Here is an 18,786-nt window from a genome sequence, read left to right on the forward strand (position 1 = left end):
ATGGCTTCACACCTATTTCAATAATTGGAGGAGATAAAAATGAGATCAGAAAAGGAAGTTTATGATATTGTTTTGAATTTTGCAAAAACAGACAAACGCATTCGCATGGTTACTTTGGAAGGATCTAGAACAAATACAAATATTCCGCCTGATGATTTTCAGGATTTTGATATTACTTTTTTTGTTACGGATATGGACAGCTTCACAAGTGATGATAAATGGCTAGATATATTTGGTGAAAGGTTGATTCTGCAAAAGCCGGAAGATATGGAATTATTTCCAGCTGTAGAAAAGGGATTTTCATATTTAATGCTGTTTACTGATGATGTTAAGATAGATTTAACTTTGCTGCCGCTGGAACTGATAGACGAGTATTTTACATGGGATAAACTGGTAAAGTTACTGTTGGATAAAGACAACCGTATCGTAAAGCCGCCAATACCAACGGATATAGACTACCACTTGCAGAAGCCTACTCAAAGAATGTTTGACGATTGCTGTAATGAATTTTGGAATACTACAACATATGTAGTAAAGGGCTTATGCCGCAAAGAAATTCTTTTTGCTATTGACCATATGAATGATATAGTACGAAAAGAATTGCTTCGCATGATTTCCTGGCTGATTGGTATCAAACAGGGATTTCATTTCAGTTTGGGAAAAAACTATAAATTTATGAAGCAATATGTCCCAGAGGAATTGTGGGAACGACTTATGTCCACTTATAATATGGATTCCTATCCCCATATGTGGGAATCCTTTGAACAATGTATGGCATTGTTCCGGGAGGTTTCGTCAGAAGTGGCATGCCAGTTGGATTACCAGTATCCACTATATGATGAAAAAATCAGTAATTATGTGATTCGGCAAAAGAAAAAATATGGCATTGAAGATGATAACAAATAAAATTTTTTCAATCGAAAAAATTTATTTTGATTATTCAATTTTGAAAAACTGAATACCTCAAAATCAGAAAGAGAGCGGCCAAGCACTTTGAGGGATTGGCCGCCTTGTCCACCCATCCAGCGGGACAGCGGGCGGAGGTCAAGGCCGGGTGTAAACCCGTTCATTTCAGCCTTGACGGTTGCCCGTTGTCCTGCTACTTTTCCGGGAGTGTGGCCACAACTTCGGGACACTTTGTCCACAAGTCGGAGCGTAGGACGAGGAACTGGGGCTTTCATATACGCCCTGTCTGCTGATGAGTCCAGACCTGCGCTTGCGGCTCCACGCCACGCAAGCACAGCCCTGTTTTCCTGCCGCTTCAAATGCCCTTGCCCTCCCCGGCGGCAACGGCATTTTCACGGCAACGCCGGCAGAGCGTATAACACACTACACTTTGCTTCGCAAAGTCGTGTGCCAAATGGGGGCGTTGCCCCCTTTGGAAACCCCCACAAGAAAAGGCGGTACGCTACCCCTCCACGGGGCGCATACCGCCTTTTCTTGTTATCCAGCCCTCCGGCTGTATCGGTTGAGCAAAAGTCCGCGTGGGATTGATGTGGTATCTTTAACTTTGGGAAACTCCACTTTCCCATTTGGAAATGGCAGTACGTGAAACATAGAGACACTCAGCCAGTTGTTCTTGTGTCATTTGCTTTTGTTTTCTTAGCTGCTGTAATTTTTCACTAAAGTCCATACAGCTTCCTCCTAAATGATTATTTATCTAATACTATAGTATATCCCATCCATTTAAACAACTAAAAGCCTAATTTAATAATTTTAACGTTTCTTAATCTAGGTGTTTTAATAAGAAAAATTCATATATTAAATAAGAAATATCCTAAGTTTAGAACCTTAAATATATGAAGTAGACAAAATCATATCGAATATATAAAAAATTATTTTATTTTTAAATTATCTCCCGATTATTAGTATGCTGTATAAATTCAACGTGCTATGATGAATTTATAACACAATGAGTTAAAAGGAGAAGTGTGACATGAAACGAGCAAAATTAAGTGTAAAAACAATAAAAAAGTATAAAAATTTTCTATATGAAGAAGAACGAAGTACCTCAACGATTAATAAGTATATAAGGGATATCCAATCTTTTTATGAGTATCTGCCGGAAGATAAAATGATTACTAAAGAAATTCTAGTGGCATATAAGCAGCATCTCGCTGATAAAAAATATAAAATATCCAGCATCAATAGTATGTTAGTGGCTATTAACGGACTTTTGGAATTTATGAATTTAAGCAGTTTCAAATTAAAATTACATAAACTGCAGCGAAATGTCATCTGTGAAGAAGAACTGTCCAAAGAAGAATACAAGAGGCTGTTGGAAGCTGCTTTGAAAAAAGAAAATGAACGTCTTTACATGCTGCTGCAAACCATTTGTGGTACGGGCATACGTGTATCGGAACATCAATATATTACTGTCGAAAGTTTAAAAGAAGGAAAATCAGTCGTTCATAATAAAGGCAAAACACGAGTAATTTTTATTCCTGATAAATTAAGAAAGATTCTGATTCTTTACTGCAAACAAGAAAAGATATTAAGTGGTCCGATATTCGTAACTAAACGAGGAAATCCAATGGATCGTTCAAATATTTGGGTAGCCATGAAAAAACTATGTGAAGACGCAAAGGTGGATGGAAAGAAAGTCTATCCTCATAATTTACGTCATCTGTTTGCCTTAACCTACTATAGAATGCAAAAAGATGTCGTGAGATTAGCAGATATACTTGGACATTCCAATATTGAGACAACTCGTATTTATACGATGACAAGCGGAAAAGAATATCAAAAGTCTTTATCAAAAATGGATTTAGTGGATCTCCTTTGTTAATCGCAAAAGGATCGATAAAACTTATAAAGGGACTCTAAATTAAGTTTTATAACCCCATGCAGCAATAAGTTGTGGAAAAAAGGATATTCTATTGCTTTAAGAGCTGGTCTGGTATGAAAGTATGTAATCGAATTATTCAAAGTATTGAACATTTCTACAGCCACTTGGAAATTGAATGCAAAGATAAGTTAGATTGAATTTAAAGAAGGTGTAGTCAAAAGAAAAAATAGGATTATTGATTTTTATAATAAGGGATAGAAGAATAAATTTGAATGAATAAGAGAAAAGATCCGATGATTCCTAATAATTTAAATGGGTTTATCGTAGTTAAAAAGATAAAAAATATTGAGTGAAGGCTTATCAGTATCATTTTGATAAGTCTTTTTATATGGTTAAAATCATGATAAAATGACACTATATCATAGGACGTGTCCTATGTAAGCGCGAATAGAAAATTTAAGTTAGCAGTAAAGTGAATAAAACAAAGTATGTAAAAGGGAGGATAACATGAATCATCACTATCAATTTTATATTGCCGGGAGAGCAAGAAATAAAGAAAATATTTTAACAATATGCAATACATTTGAGGAATTAAATATCTCTCATTACTGCTTCTTAAAAAATGAAAAATCGCATAAGCAAGCGGGCTTAGATTTACATGATGATCATCTCGCAGAGACATTTGAATCGTTAGAATTAGAAAGTCCCAGTGTCAGAATACTGTTTGAAAACGATTTAAAGGGAATTAAAAGTTCTGAAAAATTTTTATTAGTGCTTCCAGCAGGAAAATCAGCCCATATCGAGGCAGGGATTGCTTATGGATTGGGAAAAAAATGTTATGCGGTGGGAGAATATGAGGTTACCGATTCTTTATATCTCATCTTCGATCACATTTTCAAAGATGAAAATGAATTGAAATTATTTCTGAGCAATCAGAGCGTTTGATGATACCGGACCTCTGTTTATTGTTGGTAAATTATAGAAGAGAGAATTTTCAGCCGATTCGCAAAAAGGTTGGAAGAAATTAAAGGAATATTGAGAATGAACTTAGTTGTTATAAAAATAGTAGGGTTGAGAAAGTAATGATGAAATAAAAGAGAAATTTATGAATCCCTCTCTTTAAAAACAGAAAAACATGTGAGATAATCAATAAACAGCGAGGAGTGGTAAGATGAAACGAATTGATGTCGGAATGATGAAAGTATATTCATCAAAGGCACATTATCATCAAGATGATCTGGAAATTATTTTAGTGTTAAAAGGCAGTCTGACAATTCATAAGGTTCAGCGGCATCTTACAATCCACGAGGGACAGTTTACCTTTATTAATCGTTTTATTGTTCATAGTATCGAATCCGATGGAGCAACAATATTATCGGCAAAAGTACGCTTATCCGAGTTTAAGGATATTTTTGAAAAGATTGAATATGTAGAATTTTTAAATAATGATGAAATTCATGAGATTGAAAGACCCCTTAAGGAACGCTTGAATGCCATTGTTGTCGATTTACTGATTAAGTTTTACTATGATCAAGAAGAGGAGAAAGAAAGATGGCTAAATGAAAATAATTTGGTACATCTTCTGTTTCTTTCGTACCAACTGATTTCCCATACAAAAAATCAGGAAGAATATCCCACTTATGAACTGCAGTTACGCTATTACAGCATCGTTGAATATATCATGAAACATATGGATAAAAAGATCGAGGTAGAAGATATTCTTCAGGAATTTTATATGAACCGCGCTTATTTTTCACAGTTTATGAAGAAAATAGGTGGTGAAGGATTTAAAACTTTCCTGTCTTATCGAAAACTGATTCATATTTTAGATCAGCTTATCGATGATCAGTTGTCAATGGCAGAAATAGCTGCCAGTGTAGGCATCTTGAATATGAAATCTTTCTATGGATTATTCAAGAAATATTTTGATGTATCACCTATGAAATGGAAAGAAAAAACAGCGTTAATTCAAGACCATTATCAAAAAATCAATGAGGAACAGCCTTTACAGGATTTTATTAAGAAGTATCATATTGATAAACATCGTGATAATACAATCTATAAGCTGTATAAATATTTGGCGATTGCAAAAGCAAATAAAATAAATATGAAGGGAATCGATATCGTCTTAAACCCTTATTTGGATATGGGAGAAGAAATGGACGAAGATTACCAAGTCTATAAATTTTTAGATAGGCTGACACAGCTTACTAAATCCATTGATGCCCATCTAAAGCTCATCTTTCCTTTTCATTATTTAAAAGAGGAGAGTCAAAAAGAGCTATTGTTTCAGGCTTTAAGGCTGCAGGCTCTGCAAAATGGTGTGAATGAACTGAAAAAATGGAAGATCTGTTTTTATATTGATCGCTTATATGATTACCCGGACGCTTTAGCATTAAAGGAATATATTGAAAAGACGATAGGAACGCTTAATATACAAATAGCTTTGGATCCTTTTACAACCAAATAGATGAGGAAAGTGATTTTAAAATGACTTTCCTTTTTTTAGCTTTTAATAAATTATAAATCTAAGTTACTGCCATTACCAAGCGCTTACATTTTTTGTATAATTATCCATGTTAAGTATGATAATTTTTTAACAAGCATACAAAATTTATAATGAGAGGTAAGTTGTATGAAAAAGAAAATCAAAAGTTCGTACATCCATTTCGTGATTGGAATGGCGATTATGATCGCATTTCGTTTCATTCCTTTGGGTGTCTTGCCAAATGTAACTAAAGTAGGGCTGCAGGTAATGGGAGTATTTATCGGCACAATCTATCTATGGTCAACGATAGATCCGACAGTGGCAAGTTTAGCGAGCATCTTCATGCTGACCTTTACGAGTTTTTCCACCTCAAGCAATGTATTAATGTCTTGTTTTGGAAATCCAACCGTAGTTCAGCTGCTTTTCTTAATGATCTTTATGGGGGGATTAACGAATCGACGTTTAACTGTCTATATTGCCAGATGGATTACTACTAGAAAAATGATTGAAGGGAGACCTTGGGTATTTACCTTTGTCATGCTGCTAGGGACTTATGTGATGTCCGTCTTTATTGGCGCATTTGCACCAATCTTCTTATTTTGGCCGGTCTTGTATGGGATTTTTGAAGAAGTGGGCTTTAAGAAGAAAGATGCTTATCCAAAGTTAATGATTATCGGCATTGTTATCGCGGCATTAATTGGTTTTCCGGTTCCGCCTTATATGTCAAATGGGCTGGCGTTATTAGGAAACTATCGTGGATTATTAAATAACTTTCCCGCTTTAATGGGGATGGAAGGGGCATTGATATCTGATGCCAGTTACTTTATTGGGTGCTTTGTTTTAGGCTTATTGCTGATTGTAGTAACGGTCTTGATTATTAAATTTATCTTTAGGCCGGATGTATCACCATTAAAGAAGATTAGTATTGAAATGCTGGAAAAAAATCCGTTGCCGCCAATGTCATTATCACAAAAGATTTATGGTATTTTCTTATGTATCTTCATCTTTATTATGTTGGTACCGAGTCTATTGCCAAATGTACCGATCTTGAGTTTCCTCAATCAAAATTCTTTGGTAATGCCGTTAGTGCTGACATGTATTTTAACCTTATTGGAATTTGAAGACGGACCGGTATTAAAATTAAATGAAGTGATGGGTAAAGATTTTGCTTGGGCGACTTTCTTCCTTTGTACGTCTGCGATCTTATTGGGAAGCGTACTGACAAACGAAGCAACAGGCATCACCGCATTCTTAAATGCTGTTCTTTCTCCTATCTTTTCAGGAATGTCAGGCATGATGTTTACGATTGTCTTATTATTGATGGCTATCATCTTGACTAATATTTGCAATTCATTGGTCATTGGTATGATCTTACAGCCGGTTGCTTTGACTTATTGTGTAAATGCGGGCATCAATCCGGCACCGATCATTACCTTATTAATTTTTACGGTGCTGCTCTCAGCGGCTTGTACACCGGCGGCATCACCATTTGCGGCGATGATGTTTGGAAACAAAGAATATTTATCTTCGGGGGATGTGTACAAATATTCAACGGTGTTTGTATTGATTGAATTTGTCATCATTATCATTGTCGGCATTCCATTTATCAATCTGTTATTTTAGAAAGTAAAAATATTAGGTCGGATAGATTTCAGAAAACTTAAAATATCTATTACTTATTTAGAGGTTAGGGAGTAAAATAAAAGAATAGGAGGTATATAGGATGAATACTTACGATTTAGTTATTATTGGCGCCGGACCGGCAGGCATGACAGCTGCGATTTACGGGGCACGAGCAGACTTAAAAGTATTGATGTTGGATAAACTGGCACCGGGAGGGCAAATCATCAATACAAACGAAATTCAAAATTATACCGGGATGGGAACCATCAATGGTGCAGAACTGGCAATGCAGATGTTTATCCACACTCAGGAATTAAATGTGGAATTTGATTACGGAACGGTTACCAAAATTGTAAATGAAGAAAATATAAAAAAGATTTATATTGAAGAAGATAGTGAAAGAATAATTTGTACAAAAGCAATTATCATCGCAACAGGAACAACCCCAAGGCGTTTGAATATTCCTAAAGAGGATCAGTTTATTGGCAATGGTATCAGTTTCTGTGCAATTTGTGACGGAGCCTATTATCGTGATAAAGATGTCGTTGTGATCGGTGGGGGAAATTCAGCAGTGGAAGAATCCATCTATTTAGCGGGGATAGTAAAATCACTTACGATTGTGACGATGTTTGATCTAACGGCAGATCCGATTGCCTGCGATAAATTAAGAGCGTTGGAAAATGTAACGGTATATCCTTATCAAGATGTTTTGGAATTTGTCGGAGATCGTCAGTTGGAAGGCGTTCGTTTTAAATCAACGCAGACGGGAGAAGAAAAAACCGTACATTGTGATGGTGTGTTTGAATATATTGGGCTGTCACCGGTAACGGCTTTTGTTAAAGATCTGGGAATTTTAAATGATCACGGCTATATTGAGGTCAACGATAAAATGGAAACTAAAGTCACAGGTATCTATGGGGCCGGAGATTGTATCACGAAAAATTTAAGACAAGTGATTACGGCTTGTGCAGATGGAGCGATTGCGGCACAAGTTGTATCGAGATATGTAAAATAAGAGGAGGAAAGAATATGTTAAAAGAGGTAGAAAGTACAGAATTCAATGAGTTGGCAGAAAGTGGGTTAGTATTGGTTGATTTTTTCTCAACAACTTGCGGGCCATGTAAGATGTTGGCATTTGTCCTTAACGATGTAGAAAAAGCAGTGGGAGACAAAGTGAAAATCTTAAAAGTAGATTTTGATAAAAACAGTGATCTGACTAAAAAATATGAAGTAAAAGGATATCCTACTTTGATTTTATTGAAGGATGGGACAGAAATAAAACGTATGCAGGGATTACAGCAGAAACCTGCCATTATTAAGATGATTGAAGAAAATGCATAAGAAGGAGAAAATGGGATGAGCGTAGAATATAAAAGAATAGAACATTGGATTCCACTGCAAAAAGAAGCTGAAGAAAAAATGTTGGCAGAATTTGAAAGTGGAGACTATACCATTGAAAATCCATTGGTAAAAGTGAATGCGTATCTAATCAATCCGTTGTCAGCAGTCGTTTTATTTAAAACGAAAGAAGAAACAGCCGTCACGATTCGTGTACGAGGAAAAACGAAAGCAGCCGATATCGTGCATACTTTCCCTAAAGGGAAAACACATATCTTACCGGTTTTAGGACTTTATGCAAATTATAATAATACGGTGGAAATTACTCCTTATCGTGGAAAAACAACAACGATTCAGATTGAATTAGGGGATGTCTGCGATCAGAGTGTCGTGGAATATATTGAAACTACACCGGAATATTTCCAAGATAATATCATGTTGTTAACACCGGCAGGATCAGAAAAATCAATTGGCGTTGACTTTGCCGGAGATATTCGTTTTCATTTAACCGCTTTATGTGTATTTGATGCGAAGCGTTTGAAAAATGGAAATTTATTGATTGGGACAGATCGTTTGATTAAACTGCCTTACTATATGTCAGGACTATATGAAATGAGCATGGTCGGGAAAATCTATAAAGAGTACCGCGTACCGGGAGCTTACCATCATGATGAATTTGAAATGCCGGATGGCAATATCCTATGTCTGACTGAAGATTTAAGAAGTGAAACGGTGGAAGATATGTGTGTTTTACTGGATCGCAACACTGGTGAAATTTTAAAAACTTGGGACTATAAAAAATTCTTAACGCCAGGAGAAGGACAAGGGTTATCTTATACAGATGAAGACTGGTTCCACAACAATGCGGTTTGGTATGATGAAAATACACATTCATTGACTTTCTCAGGGCGTCATATTGATTCGATGGTAAATATTGATTTTGATTCCGGGGAATTAAATTGGATCATCGGAGATCCTGAAACGTGGCCTGAACATATGCATAAATATTTCTTTAAACCGGTAGGGAACAATTTTGAATGGCAATATGAACAGCATGCTAACTTAATTACCCCTAATGGGGATGTCATGTGCTTTGATAACCACCATAACTCTACCAAGGTAGAAGCAAAAAAAGTCTTAGCTCACAACAATTATTCAAGAGGAGTTCGTTATAAAATCAATACCGAAGATATGACGATCGAACAAGTTTGGCAATATGGAAAAGACCGAGGGGCAGAATTCTTCTCACCTTATATTTGTAATGTGGAATATTATAATGAAGGACATTATCTAGTGCATTCAGGTGGTATTGCGTATGATAAAGATGGATTGCCATCAGAAGCGCTGGGAGCCTATGCTGTACAAACCGGAGGACGACAGGAAGCGATTACCGTTGAAGTCGTGCATAATGTTAAAATGTTTGAATTGAAAACAAACAGCAACTTCTATCGTGCTGAAAAAGTAAAATTATATACACAAGGAAGCAATCTGGAATTAGGAGAAGGACAGATTTTAGGATCAATGGGAGTCACTTTAGAGTTTGATACAGAAATTCCGGCAGAAGCTGCGGGAGAAATGCTGCCCGAAGACTGCAATGCAAGAATTGAAGATGAAATGGACAAATTCACTTTCTTTTGTCGTTTTATGAAAGGGGATCTGGCAATGCTGATGTTAGAAAAAGGGGAAGAGGTACATCGCTACTATATTTCCACAACATCACAACCTGCTAAGGCAATGTGCTGTGGTTCATTCTTGGATTCTGATGACCGCAATACTCGTACCGGCATCAATAAAGCGGGATTAAGCGGAACTTATGATGTACGTGTTATTATCAATGATAAAAAATATGAAACTGGCATTAAAATTGAATGTTAAGTAGAAAGCAGGTTAAGTATGGCAATTGAATATACATTTACTAAAAGCTTGGTGGATCGTCAAAATGAAGCAGAAAAAGCAATGTTAGATGAATTAGAAGCAGGTTCATTTACATTCGATCATCCACTGGTGAAATTAAATCCTTACTTTATTAATCCTTTGGCAGCGGTTATCTGTTTTAAAACAGATAAAGAAACAGCTGTTACCATTCGAGTATTAGGCAAAGAAAAAGAGGGGACGATGATGCATACGTTCCCTAAAGCAAAAACACATATCCTTCCGGTACTAGGTTTATATGGCGGATATGATAATACTGTAGAAATTGAATTATACCGTGGTAAAAAGCATACCGTTCACATTCAAACGGAACCCTTATCAAATGATGTACCGGAACTTGTGCATATGAAGACTACTTATCATTATCTAAGAGATGAATTGATCTTTGTATCTCCGGCCCTTACCGATTTAGCCACCGGATTTGATTATGCCGGAGATGTGCGCTGGCATTTGAATATCCCAACTGTATTTGACATTAAACGGGCTGCTAATGGCAATATCTTGATCGGCACACACCGCTTATTAAAACTTCCTTACTATATGTCAGGGATTTATGAAATGAGCATGGTTGGAAAAGTAATCAGAGAGTATACGATCCCCGGTGGCTATCATCATGATCAGTTTGAATTGTCTAACGGCAACTTATTGATTCTGACTGAAGATTTAACCAGTGATACGGTAGAGGACATGTGTGTATTAGTCGACCGCAACAGCGGTGAAATCTTAAAAACTTGGGACTATAAAGATTTCTTGGACCCAACAAAAGTAGCCAAAAGCGGTAGCTGGACAGAAGAAGATTGGTTCCATAATAATGCAGTTTGGTATGATGAAAAGACAAATTCATTAACCTTCTCAGGACGTCATATTGACAGTATGTGCAATATTGATTTTGATTCAGGGAAGTTAAATTGGATCATTGGTGATCCTGAAATGTGGCCGAAAGAATATCTGCCTTACTTCTTTAAACCAACAGGAAATGGTGAATTTGACTGGCAGTATGAACAACATGCCAATGTGATAACACCAAATGGCGATGTCATGTGTTTTGACAACGGTCATTTCCGTTCAAAAAATCCAGATAAGCGTATCTTAAATAAGGATAACTTCTCACGTGGAGTACGCTATAAAATTAATACGGAAGATATGACGATCCAGCAGGTATGGCAGTATGGAAAAGAAAGAGGACAGGAGTTCTTCTCTCAATACATTTGTAATGTAGAATATTATAAAGAAGGGCATTACATGGTACATTCCGGCGGAATTCAGTATTATGGGGACGATGCTTCTGAACAGTTTGCAGCATTGATGCAGGATGATCCTATGGTTAGAACTCGTTCAATCACAGTTGAAATATTAGATGATGAAGTGATGCTTGAACTGGAAGTCAAAGGAAACTTCTATCGTGCTGAAAAATTAGGATTGTATCATGATCAAGATAACCTACCTTTAGGCAAGGGCGTTCGTTTAGGACAAATGGGCGTAACAAAAGAATCCGATACATTAATTCCGATGGATTCATGTAATGAAGAATTAAGTCATATTTATGAAGCAGTCATTGAAGAGGAAGATGATCGCTTTACCTTCAAAGCCACATTTGAATCCGGTCAGTTGGTAATGCTGATGTTAGAACAAAATGATGAACAGCATGGTTATTTCATTTCTACAGCGAAGACACCGTTTGCGGCATTATGCTGTGGAACCTTTATTGAAAAAGATGCAAGAAAGATCAGCTGTTCAGTAAATAAGGCAGGATTAAGCGGAACTTATGAGGTACGTGTCATTGTCGATGATAAAAAATATGAAACGGGCATTAAAATTACTTGCTAGAAGGTAAGGAAAGGAGTCCAATCAATGAAAGAACAAATCAAGATTCCGGCAAAATCAAATGATCAGTTGGTGCTGAGAGTTACTCCGGGACATTTTTCCAGCGATCGCTTTCATGTGAACTATTATATTGATATGTCTTCCTTAAAGATGAGACAGTCAGAAGCAAAATTAGTCGCTAAAGTAATGGCAGAAAAATACGTTAAAAAAGTGAAACTGCCGGGAAATGTAATGGGAATCAATTTAGAGGCAATGGCAGAAATCGGCGCTAATCGTACTCCTGTAGATACGATTATCTGTATGGATGGCTGTGAAGTAATCGGAGCTTATTTGGCAGAAGAATTAAGTGATGGAGGTTTTCCTTCAAACAATAAGCATAAGAGTTTCTATGTCATCACACCAGAATTTGATAATACCGGACAAATGGTGGTTCGCAATAATATTAAACCCATGATTAAAGGTAAAAATGTATTAGTCGTATTAGCAACGGCAATGAGCGGGCGTACTATTTCTAAAGCGATCGGGACTATCTTAGCCTATGGCGGGAAAGTAACAGGATTGTCGGTGATCTTTGCCAATGTTGATCAAGTTGATGACTATCCGGTGTATGGTGTTTTTACGCATGAAGATCTGCCTAATTTTAAATTATCGGATCCTCATCATTGCACTGACTGCGAGGATGGCAAGCCTTTGGATGCGGTGGTTAATTCTTACGGTTATCAAATGCTTTAATCAATGCGAATGTTCAGATGAACATTCGTTTTTTTTATAAGCATAGGAAACTTTGGTTCTTATTTGGTTTAAGTGAATCATCCATGATAGAGTCAAGCCCAATGATTTTATTAAAAATGAAATGATAAAAAGTTTATTGTTGTGATTGGATACTTATAGTCTTTGGGTTTTCTTTTAATAAGAATTCTTTTATAATAAATAAAGGAGATAAACAATAGCATATAAAAAGAGAGGAGGATCATTATGCTTTACAGTAAACTGCCAATCATTTTTTTAAGTACCCTGGCAAGTGAAAAAGATGGATCCACCAATAGCCAGATCGCAGAATTTATTCTCACTCATTTAGAGGAAATGAAAGCAATCGGTATCCGTGAGCTATCTGAACAATGTCATGTGGCAATCAGTTCAATCTCTCGTTTTTGTAAAGAAATAGGATTGCAGGATTATAATGAACTCAAGACGCTTTTAACCTTGCCGGATCTTCAATTTGAATTATATTCTTCCTCGACAACACTAGCAGAGCGTATCGGAGATTATGGAACAAAGATCAAAGAGAGTATCGATCAGGTCATCCAATCTATTCAACCTAAACAGATCCGCCAATTATGTCTGGATATTCGACGTTATCAAAAAGTTGCGTTGTTTGGTTTGATGAAAGCCGGTTCAGTTGCCCTCAATTTACAAAGTGATTTATTAATGCAGGGCAAAGTAACCTATACGAAGATTTCATATAAACAGCAGATGGAATATCTTAAATCTGCATCACAGGAAGATTTAATTATTATCTTTAGTTATACAGGTGCGTATTTTGATTATGAATTTCGCCGTTTGCCCCAGTCTTTGAAACGCCCTAAACTTTATTTGATTTATGGTGGAGAAGAAGCACAGGAAGAATTTATCGAAACGATTCATTTTGATTCTTTGCAAGATCAAGCCAGTCATCCCTATCAGCTTCAGTGCATTGCCAGTCTTATTGCTCAGGAATATGCGTATTTAAACAAGGAATGATCCTTGTTTTTTCATTTCTTAATTTAGGAAATGAATAGAAGCCAAGTCTTATTCTTTGTATACTGAGGGCAGTGAAAGGAGAGATAATTATGAAAATAGCGTTATTATTAGCCACCGGATATGAAGAAGGTGAATCTTTATTTGTCGCAGATATTTTGCGCAGAGCCGGTTTTGAAGCAGATTTAATCAGTACGACCAAGGAGCTTTGGGTTACAGGGGCACATGGCATCAAAGTTGAAGCTGATCGTCTTTTAGATGAGAGTGCTTATCATTATGATATGGTGATTTTACCGGGAGGAATGCCGGGAGCCACCAATTTAAGAGATAATCCAAGAGTGATCGATCTTATCCGTTATTTTGACAAGGAACATAAATATATCGGAGCTATTTGTGCTGCGCCGATCGTACTGCATGCGGCGGGAATTTTAGCGGGCAGAAAGATGACCTCTTATCCGGGAGAAAACTATGAAAGCTTATTTACAGAAGCAGCGTACTGTCAGGAACGGGTTGTTGTTGATGATCGATTGATTACCAGCCGAGGACCTGCGACAACATTGCCGTTTGCCTATGCAATCGTGGATTTATTAGGGGGAGACAGTACCCCGTTAAAACGTGGAATGCTGTATTTGGATATTGAAAAATAGAGATAAAAGAGTACAATAGAGAAAAAGTGGATTAGAGGGGAATCAGGATGAAATTTTTGCGTGAGCAACTTTCAAAACAGCAAGTGTCAGAATCTTTCGTGTTGGCGTCTCTGCTTGCTTTTGTGGGTGGATATTTAGATGCTTATACGTATTTTTGCCGAGGGCATGTATTCGCTAATGCCCAAACCGGAAATATTATTTTCTTAGGGCTGAATATTGGCAATGGCAATTATCTTAAAGCAGCGTCTTATCTGATTCCGATTCTTGCCTTCATTCTTGGTGTTTTGTTGGCACAAGGGGTACGTGAGCATTATCAGTATAAAAGTGACCTCAATATCCATTGGCGGCAGATCATTGTATTATTTGAATTGTTGATCATCGGAATCGTTGCTTTTGTACCGACAGGCAAATTTGATTTGATGGTAAATACTGCAATTTCTTTTGTTTGTTCCTTACAGGCGGAAAGCTTTCGTAAAGTCAATGGAAATGCCTATGCGTCGACAATGTGTACAGGGAATTTAAGAAGTGGAAGTGAACAGCTGTACAAAGCTATGCTTCACCATGACCAAACCGCGAAAAAACATGCCATACAGTACTTTATGATTATTGCATTGTTTATCATAGGCGCCGTAATTTCAATGTATTTGACTCGGTTTCTGGTTGAAAAATCAATCTTGGTTAGTGTGATAATCTTAGCAGTTGTATTTCTTATCATGTTCATAGAATCTAAAAACGACTGATGGCAGTCGTTTTTATTGTTGTGTATTCTTTATTTAAAATTGTAGTTTTTTCATGTATAATATAAATGATAAAATTTGTAGATAAATGGGGGATGATCATATGAAAATAGCGATCATAGAAGATTCACCAAAGGAACAGCAGCAGTTGGTGGAATATCTTCAGACATATAATCAACTGCAGCATTTGGAAATGGAAATAAATCATTTTGAAGATGGAGAATCTTTCATCCAGTCAGATTTTGCAGACTATGATATTGTATTTATTGACATTTACTTAACGGGAATAAATGGTTTGGAGATTGCAAAAGTTATTCGGCAAAAGGACGCTGAAAAGATTTTGATATTTACAACGACAAGCAAAGATCATGCTGTGGAAAGTTATCGTGTAAAAGCATTTGACTATTTATTAAAGCCATATCAATATGAGCTGTTAGTCGAAGTCATGGAAAGATGCTTGAAACAGTTGAATGCAAAAAGCAAATATATTCAGGTAAAAGAAGGACGAATCCAGATTAAAGTTTTATTGAAGGATATTATTTATACAGACTATAATAATCATTATATCCAGATTCATACTTCTCAAAGAATGATTAAAAGTTATATGCCGTTTGATCAGTTTGCACCCATGCTGTTATGTTATCCATCGTTTTTGAATTGTTATCGTAATTGCATTATTAATATGGATAAAGTCAGTAAAATGGATACTACTGATTTTCTAATGGATAATCAAGAGCGGATTCCGATCGCCAGAGCGAAACGTGCGGAGATTCGCCAACAATATGCAGATTACCAGTTTGCTAAATTAGAAGGAACCCTTTAAGATGTTTTCGATTGATCATCTGCTTAAAGCGTGGCTTGTCTTTTTCTCACTTGCTTTTATTATTTGGTATTTATTTAAGGATTTAACGAACTTAACGGGAAAGCAGATGTGGATGATTGTTGGGGAGTTTATGGTCTATGATATCATTGCTATTTTCATTCATTATTATTTTTTAGATGATCGGATTGATTTTATTGTGGTCGTGATCTGGGTTTTTCTCATCATTTCTTTAATCAAGAAAAAATGTCAGATCCGGTTGGGTGAGCTGATTTTTATCTTTTTTATCATCGTCAATTACAGTGATGCCATTTATTTGTTTTACCGCTCATATGACCGTATTTTACCGGTCGTGATTAAAAGTCATTTACTCTTGCCGATTTCATTAGTTATCTATATCTTAGTTAATATTATTTGTTTACCGCCAATGATTCTGATTGTTAAACGTGTGGTTAAACCGATTATTATGAAATCAAAAGAATTGCCGTTATCAAACTATTTATGGCTGGTTCCGGTTTGCTTCTTTTTGATTTATCGCTTTTGCTTATTACCGGCAATCGAATATATGAAACTGAGCGAACTTTTTATTACAAATATTACGGTGCCGATTTTTTGGTATGTAGCGGTTACGTTGGCTCACACCGGATTATTCATCACCTTGGAAAGAACGATCGAGGGCAAAGAAATCGAAGAAAAATATCATGCTTTAGATCGCCAGAATCAATTGCAGCAAGATCAATATCGAATGATTGAAACTCAGTTCAACGATATGCGCCGCATGCGCCATGATATTCGTCATCATGTATTAGCCGTTAGAGAATATCTTTCTATGGAAGAATATGAAAAAGCCGATCATTATTTGGATTCAATGCTGAATAAGATTCATAATGAATCCATCTGCTTATGTGATAATATTGTGGTTGAAGCGATGGTACAGCATTTTTTAAAGGAAGCACAAAAAGATAATATAAAAATGACTACCTCACTTAAACTGCCTCGGCAAATCGCGATTAATGAGCAAGATTTGATTACCTTGTTAGGAAATTTATTAGAAAATGCCTTTGAAGCTTGTCGTCGTCAGAAGCAGTCACCACGATTTGTAGATATTAAAGCGGGCATCTCCGGAACAGATTCTTTCATGATTGTTGTCAGCAACAGCTTTGAGGGAAAAATTGTCGAAAAGGAAGATGGAATCATTTCGAGTAAACGTGAGCATCAAATCGGAATTGGGATTCCTTCTATTAAAAAGATTGTCAATAAGTATAATGGAATTACAAATATTACCTATGATGATCACGTCTTTAAAGTACAGTTATTATTAAATCACTAAAAAACAGCGCTATTGAGTGGATCAATATACGCTGTTTTTTTATAGATAATATTGTTGGTAGTAATGGATTCTCAATAAGTCAAAGATCATCATCAATTGGTAATTGAAGTTAATCCCATCATATTTACCTGGAATGATTAGGGTGTGCTTAGCTAAAGACATTGAACTGTCGGCATAAATTTTATTTTGGGTAATCAAGATGGACTGTGCCCTTTCTAAATGCACATGTTCTTTTTCACGATTGAAATCTTGAATATAGCGTCCGGTACCGGAAACAACGATTGCCACATCTTTCTCAGTCAGCTGCATCGGGATAAAACTATGATACTGAATACTTGGTTTACCTAATGAAATAAAATCAGTCTGCATTTCGACACTGATTGCCATAGGATATTGGGCACCAAACAAAACGATGCGATCAGCTTCAAAAATCATCTTACAGATCATGGAGATTTTTTCTTTCAATTCTTCCTTACTGTAGATTTCTCCCATCATATCAATAAAAGTATCACTGTTGACATCAATCATTCTAGCGCGTATCTGATCCATTCGCATACTGTGTGTCTGCATCAAATACTCGTTAAAGGCTTCATAACTATCAAATCCCAGCAAGCGGCAAAAAGCTAAAATATCTCCTTTTTTTACTCGGCTTTTCCCGATGACTTTATCTAAAGTCATACTGTCCATCTGAGTATAGTTTTCAATGACAAAAAGGCAGAAACGGTAATAATCATCATTAAACAATGTACCATTCAAATAAGTTAAAATACGGCTTAGCAACGTGATCATAAAATCCCCTCCTGTCTTTATTATAGTATTTTTTAGGTTAAATTCCTATCTACAATTTCTAAAACTAATTGATGATAGTTTTGCGTTGCAAAATCATTTGGTGAAATACAAATGATTTTTTGTTTATTATTTGTTTTATATTGAGCAATGGTTGATCGCATATAAGCAATCTGCGGTGCCAGTAAAATAATGTCATATTCATGAAAGATGTCTTTTAACTGCGTGACACCGACAGCAGAAAAGGTAATCGGCAGATGATAGCTGTCTGCGACCGCTTGTAAATGATGAGAAAATAAAGACGTGGAAAGTCCACCCGAGCAACATAACAAGACACGTGTATGAGAAAGGGCTAAGAAATTGATGAACGCTCTGAAAAAATCATGGATAAAGCTATAGCATTGCTTTAAAGAAACGATATTATAATGCAGATAAAAGATGGTATGCTGGTCTTTATCTTTGATTTCTTCTTCAATGATGTGTTCATTTAGCCACAAAGTAATACTGCCGTGATAATCTTCTTTATTGATTGAAGCTTTTTTATATGTCTCTTCTTCTTTTTGAAAAACATTAGGAAACTCATGTTTAATACAAAGTGTTTTGATCCATTCAAAAATAAGATCTCCATATAGCTCATTGTAAAATTCATCCATTTTCTTCGCCTCCTTTACAGTCTTATCATAACAGAGAACATCTGTCAGCAAGCGCATTTTCCAAAGCAGTAAATGATTTGTAA

General features: G+C 36.1%; 18 protein-coding genes. 15 read left to right on the forward strand and 3 right to left on the reverse strand.

Annotated features, from left to right (window positions below; translation table 11 throughout):
* The first annotated feature begins 39 nt into the window (after positions 1–39).
* Positions 40–906, forward strand: a complete 867-nt coding sequence (locus BN1225_RS02700; protein ID WP_001255868.1) for an aminoglycoside 6-adenylyltransferase AadE — start codon at positions 40–42, stop codon at positions 904–906.
* Positions 907–1,504: 598 nt separating this feature from the next.
* On the opposite strand, the gene BN1225_RS02705 is transcribed toward BN1225_RS02700, so the two are convergent.
* Complete coding sequence (locus BN1225_RS02705; protein ID WP_041138274.1) at positions 1,505–1,633, reverse strand: helix-turn-helix transcriptional regulator; 129 nt, start codon at positions 1,631–1,633, stop codon at positions 1,505–1,507.
* Positions 1,634–1,936: 303 nt separating this feature from the next.
* On the opposite strand from BN1225_RS02705, the gene BN1225_RS02710 reads away from it, so the two are divergent.
* The 14 genes from BN1225_RS02710 (at position 1,937) to BN1225_RS02775 (ending at position 17,264) form a co-directional block, all read left to right on the forward strand.
* Positions 1,937–2,788 (forward strand): tyrosine-type recombinase/integrase, encoded by an 852-nt coding sequence (locus BN1225_RS02710; RefSeq protein WP_041138275.1) that lies wholly within the window; start codon positions 1,937–1,939, stop codon positions 2,786–2,788.
* Between the two features lie 507 nt (positions 2,789–3,295).
* Positions 3,296–3,733: a hypothetical protein gene (locus BN1225_RS02715; protein ID WP_041138276.1), complete on the forward strand. Its 438-nt coding sequence runs from the start codon at positions 3,296–3,298 to the stop codon at positions 3,731–3,733.
* 226 nt (positions 3,734–3,959) lie between these two features.
* A complete protein-coding gene (locus tag BN1225_RS02720; protein WP_041138277.1) occupies positions 3,960–5,258 on the forward strand; it encodes a helix-turn-helix transcriptional regulator in 1,299 nt (432 codons plus the stop codon).
* A gap of 165 nt (positions 5,259–5,423) precedes the next feature.
* A complete protein-coding gene (locus BN1225_RS02725) occupies positions 5,424–6,899 on the forward strand; it encodes an SLC13 family permease (RefSeq protein WP_041138278.1) in 1,476 nt (491 codons plus the stop codon).
* Between the two features lie 100 nt (positions 6,900–6,999).
* Positions 7,000–7,914 carry an NAD(P)/FAD-dependent oxidoreductase gene (locus BN1225_RS02730; protein WP_041138279.1) on the forward strand — a complete coding sequence of 305 codons (915 nt, stop codon included), beginning with the start codon at positions 7,000–7,002 and terminating at the stop codon, positions 7,912–7,914.
* 14 nt (positions 7,915–7,928) lie between these two features.
* A complete protein-coding gene (locus BN1225_RS02735) occupies positions 7,929–8,240 on the forward strand; it encodes a thioredoxin family protein (protein ID WP_041138280.1) in 312 nt (103 codons plus the stop codon).
* Positions 8,241–8,255: 15 nt separating this feature from the next.
* Positions 8,256–10,112, forward strand: coding sequence for an aryl-sulfate sulfotransferase (locus BN1225_RS02740; RefSeq protein ID WP_041138281.1), 1,857 nt, complete (start codon positions 8,256–8,258; stop codon positions 10,110–10,112).
* An 18-nt stretch (positions 10,113–10,130) separates the two neighbouring features.
* Entirely contained in the window at positions 10,131–11,996 is a 1,866-nt protein-coding gene (locus BN1225_RS02745) for an aryl-sulfate sulfotransferase (RefSeq protein ID WP_041138282.1), read from the forward strand.
* Between the two features lie 24 nt (positions 11,997–12,020).
* Positions 12,021–12,725 carry a phosphoribosyltransferase gene (locus BN1225_RS02750; RefSeq protein WP_041138283.1) on the forward strand — a complete coding sequence of 235 codons (705 nt, stop codon included), beginning with the start codon at positions 12,021–12,023 and terminating at the stop codon, positions 12,723–12,725.
* A gap of 243 nt (positions 12,726–12,968) precedes the next feature.
* On the forward strand, positions 12,969–13,733 hold the full coding sequence (locus BN1225_RS02755) for a MurR/RpiR family transcriptional regulator (protein ID WP_041138284.1): 765 nt from the start codon (positions 12,969–12,971) through the stop codon (positions 13,731–13,733).
* Positions 13,734–13,822: 89 nt separating this feature from the next.
* A complete protein-coding gene (locus tag BN1225_RS02760) occupies positions 13,823–14,377 on the forward strand; it encodes a DJ-1 family glyoxalase III (RefSeq protein WP_317621626.1) in 555 nt (184 codons plus the stop codon).
* Positions 14,378–14,424: 47 nt separating this feature from the next.
* Positions 14,425–15,117, forward strand: a complete 693-nt coding sequence (locus tag BN1225_RS02765; protein ID WP_041138285.1) for a YoaK family protein — start codon at positions 14,425–14,427, stop codon at positions 15,115–15,117.
* A gap of 100 nt (positions 15,118–15,217) precedes the next feature.
* Positions 15,218–15,937, forward strand: coding sequence for a LytR/AlgR family response regulator transcription factor (locus tag BN1225_RS02770; protein ID WP_041138286.1), 720 nt, complete (start codon positions 15,218–15,220; stop codon positions 15,935–15,937).
* A gap of 1 nt (position 15,938) precedes the next feature.
* Positions 15,939–17,264, forward strand: a complete 1,326-nt coding sequence (locus BN1225_RS02775; RefSeq protein ID WP_041138287.1) for a sensor histidine kinase — start codon at positions 15,939–15,941, stop codon at positions 17,262–17,264.
* A 39-nt stretch (positions 17,265–17,303) separates the two neighbouring features.
* Here BN1225_RS02775 and BN1225_RS02780 read toward each other — a convergent pair whose 3' ends face one another.
* Together BN1225_RS02780 and BN1225_RS02785 are read right to left on the reverse strand one after the other, a co-directional pair.
* Positions 17,304–18,053 carry a MurR/RpiR family transcriptional regulator gene (locus BN1225_RS02780; RefSeq protein WP_041138288.1) on the reverse strand — a complete coding sequence of 250 codons (750 nt, stop codon included), beginning with the start codon at positions 18,051–18,053 and terminating at the stop codon, positions 17,304–17,306.
* A gap of 32 nt (positions 18,054–18,085) precedes the next feature.
* Positions 18,086–18,703, reverse strand: coding sequence for a PTS sugar transporter subunit IIB (locus tag BN1225_RS02785; protein ID WP_041138289.1), 618 nt, complete (start codon positions 18,701–18,703; stop codon positions 18,086–18,088).
* Between the last annotated feature and the right edge of the window lie 83 nt (positions 18,704–18,786).

The sequence above is a fragment of the Beduini massiliensis genome, assembly GCF_000829905.1.
Lineage (GTDB): Bacteria > Bacillota_I > Bacilli_A > Erysipelotrichales > Coprobacillaceae > Beduini > Beduini massiliensis.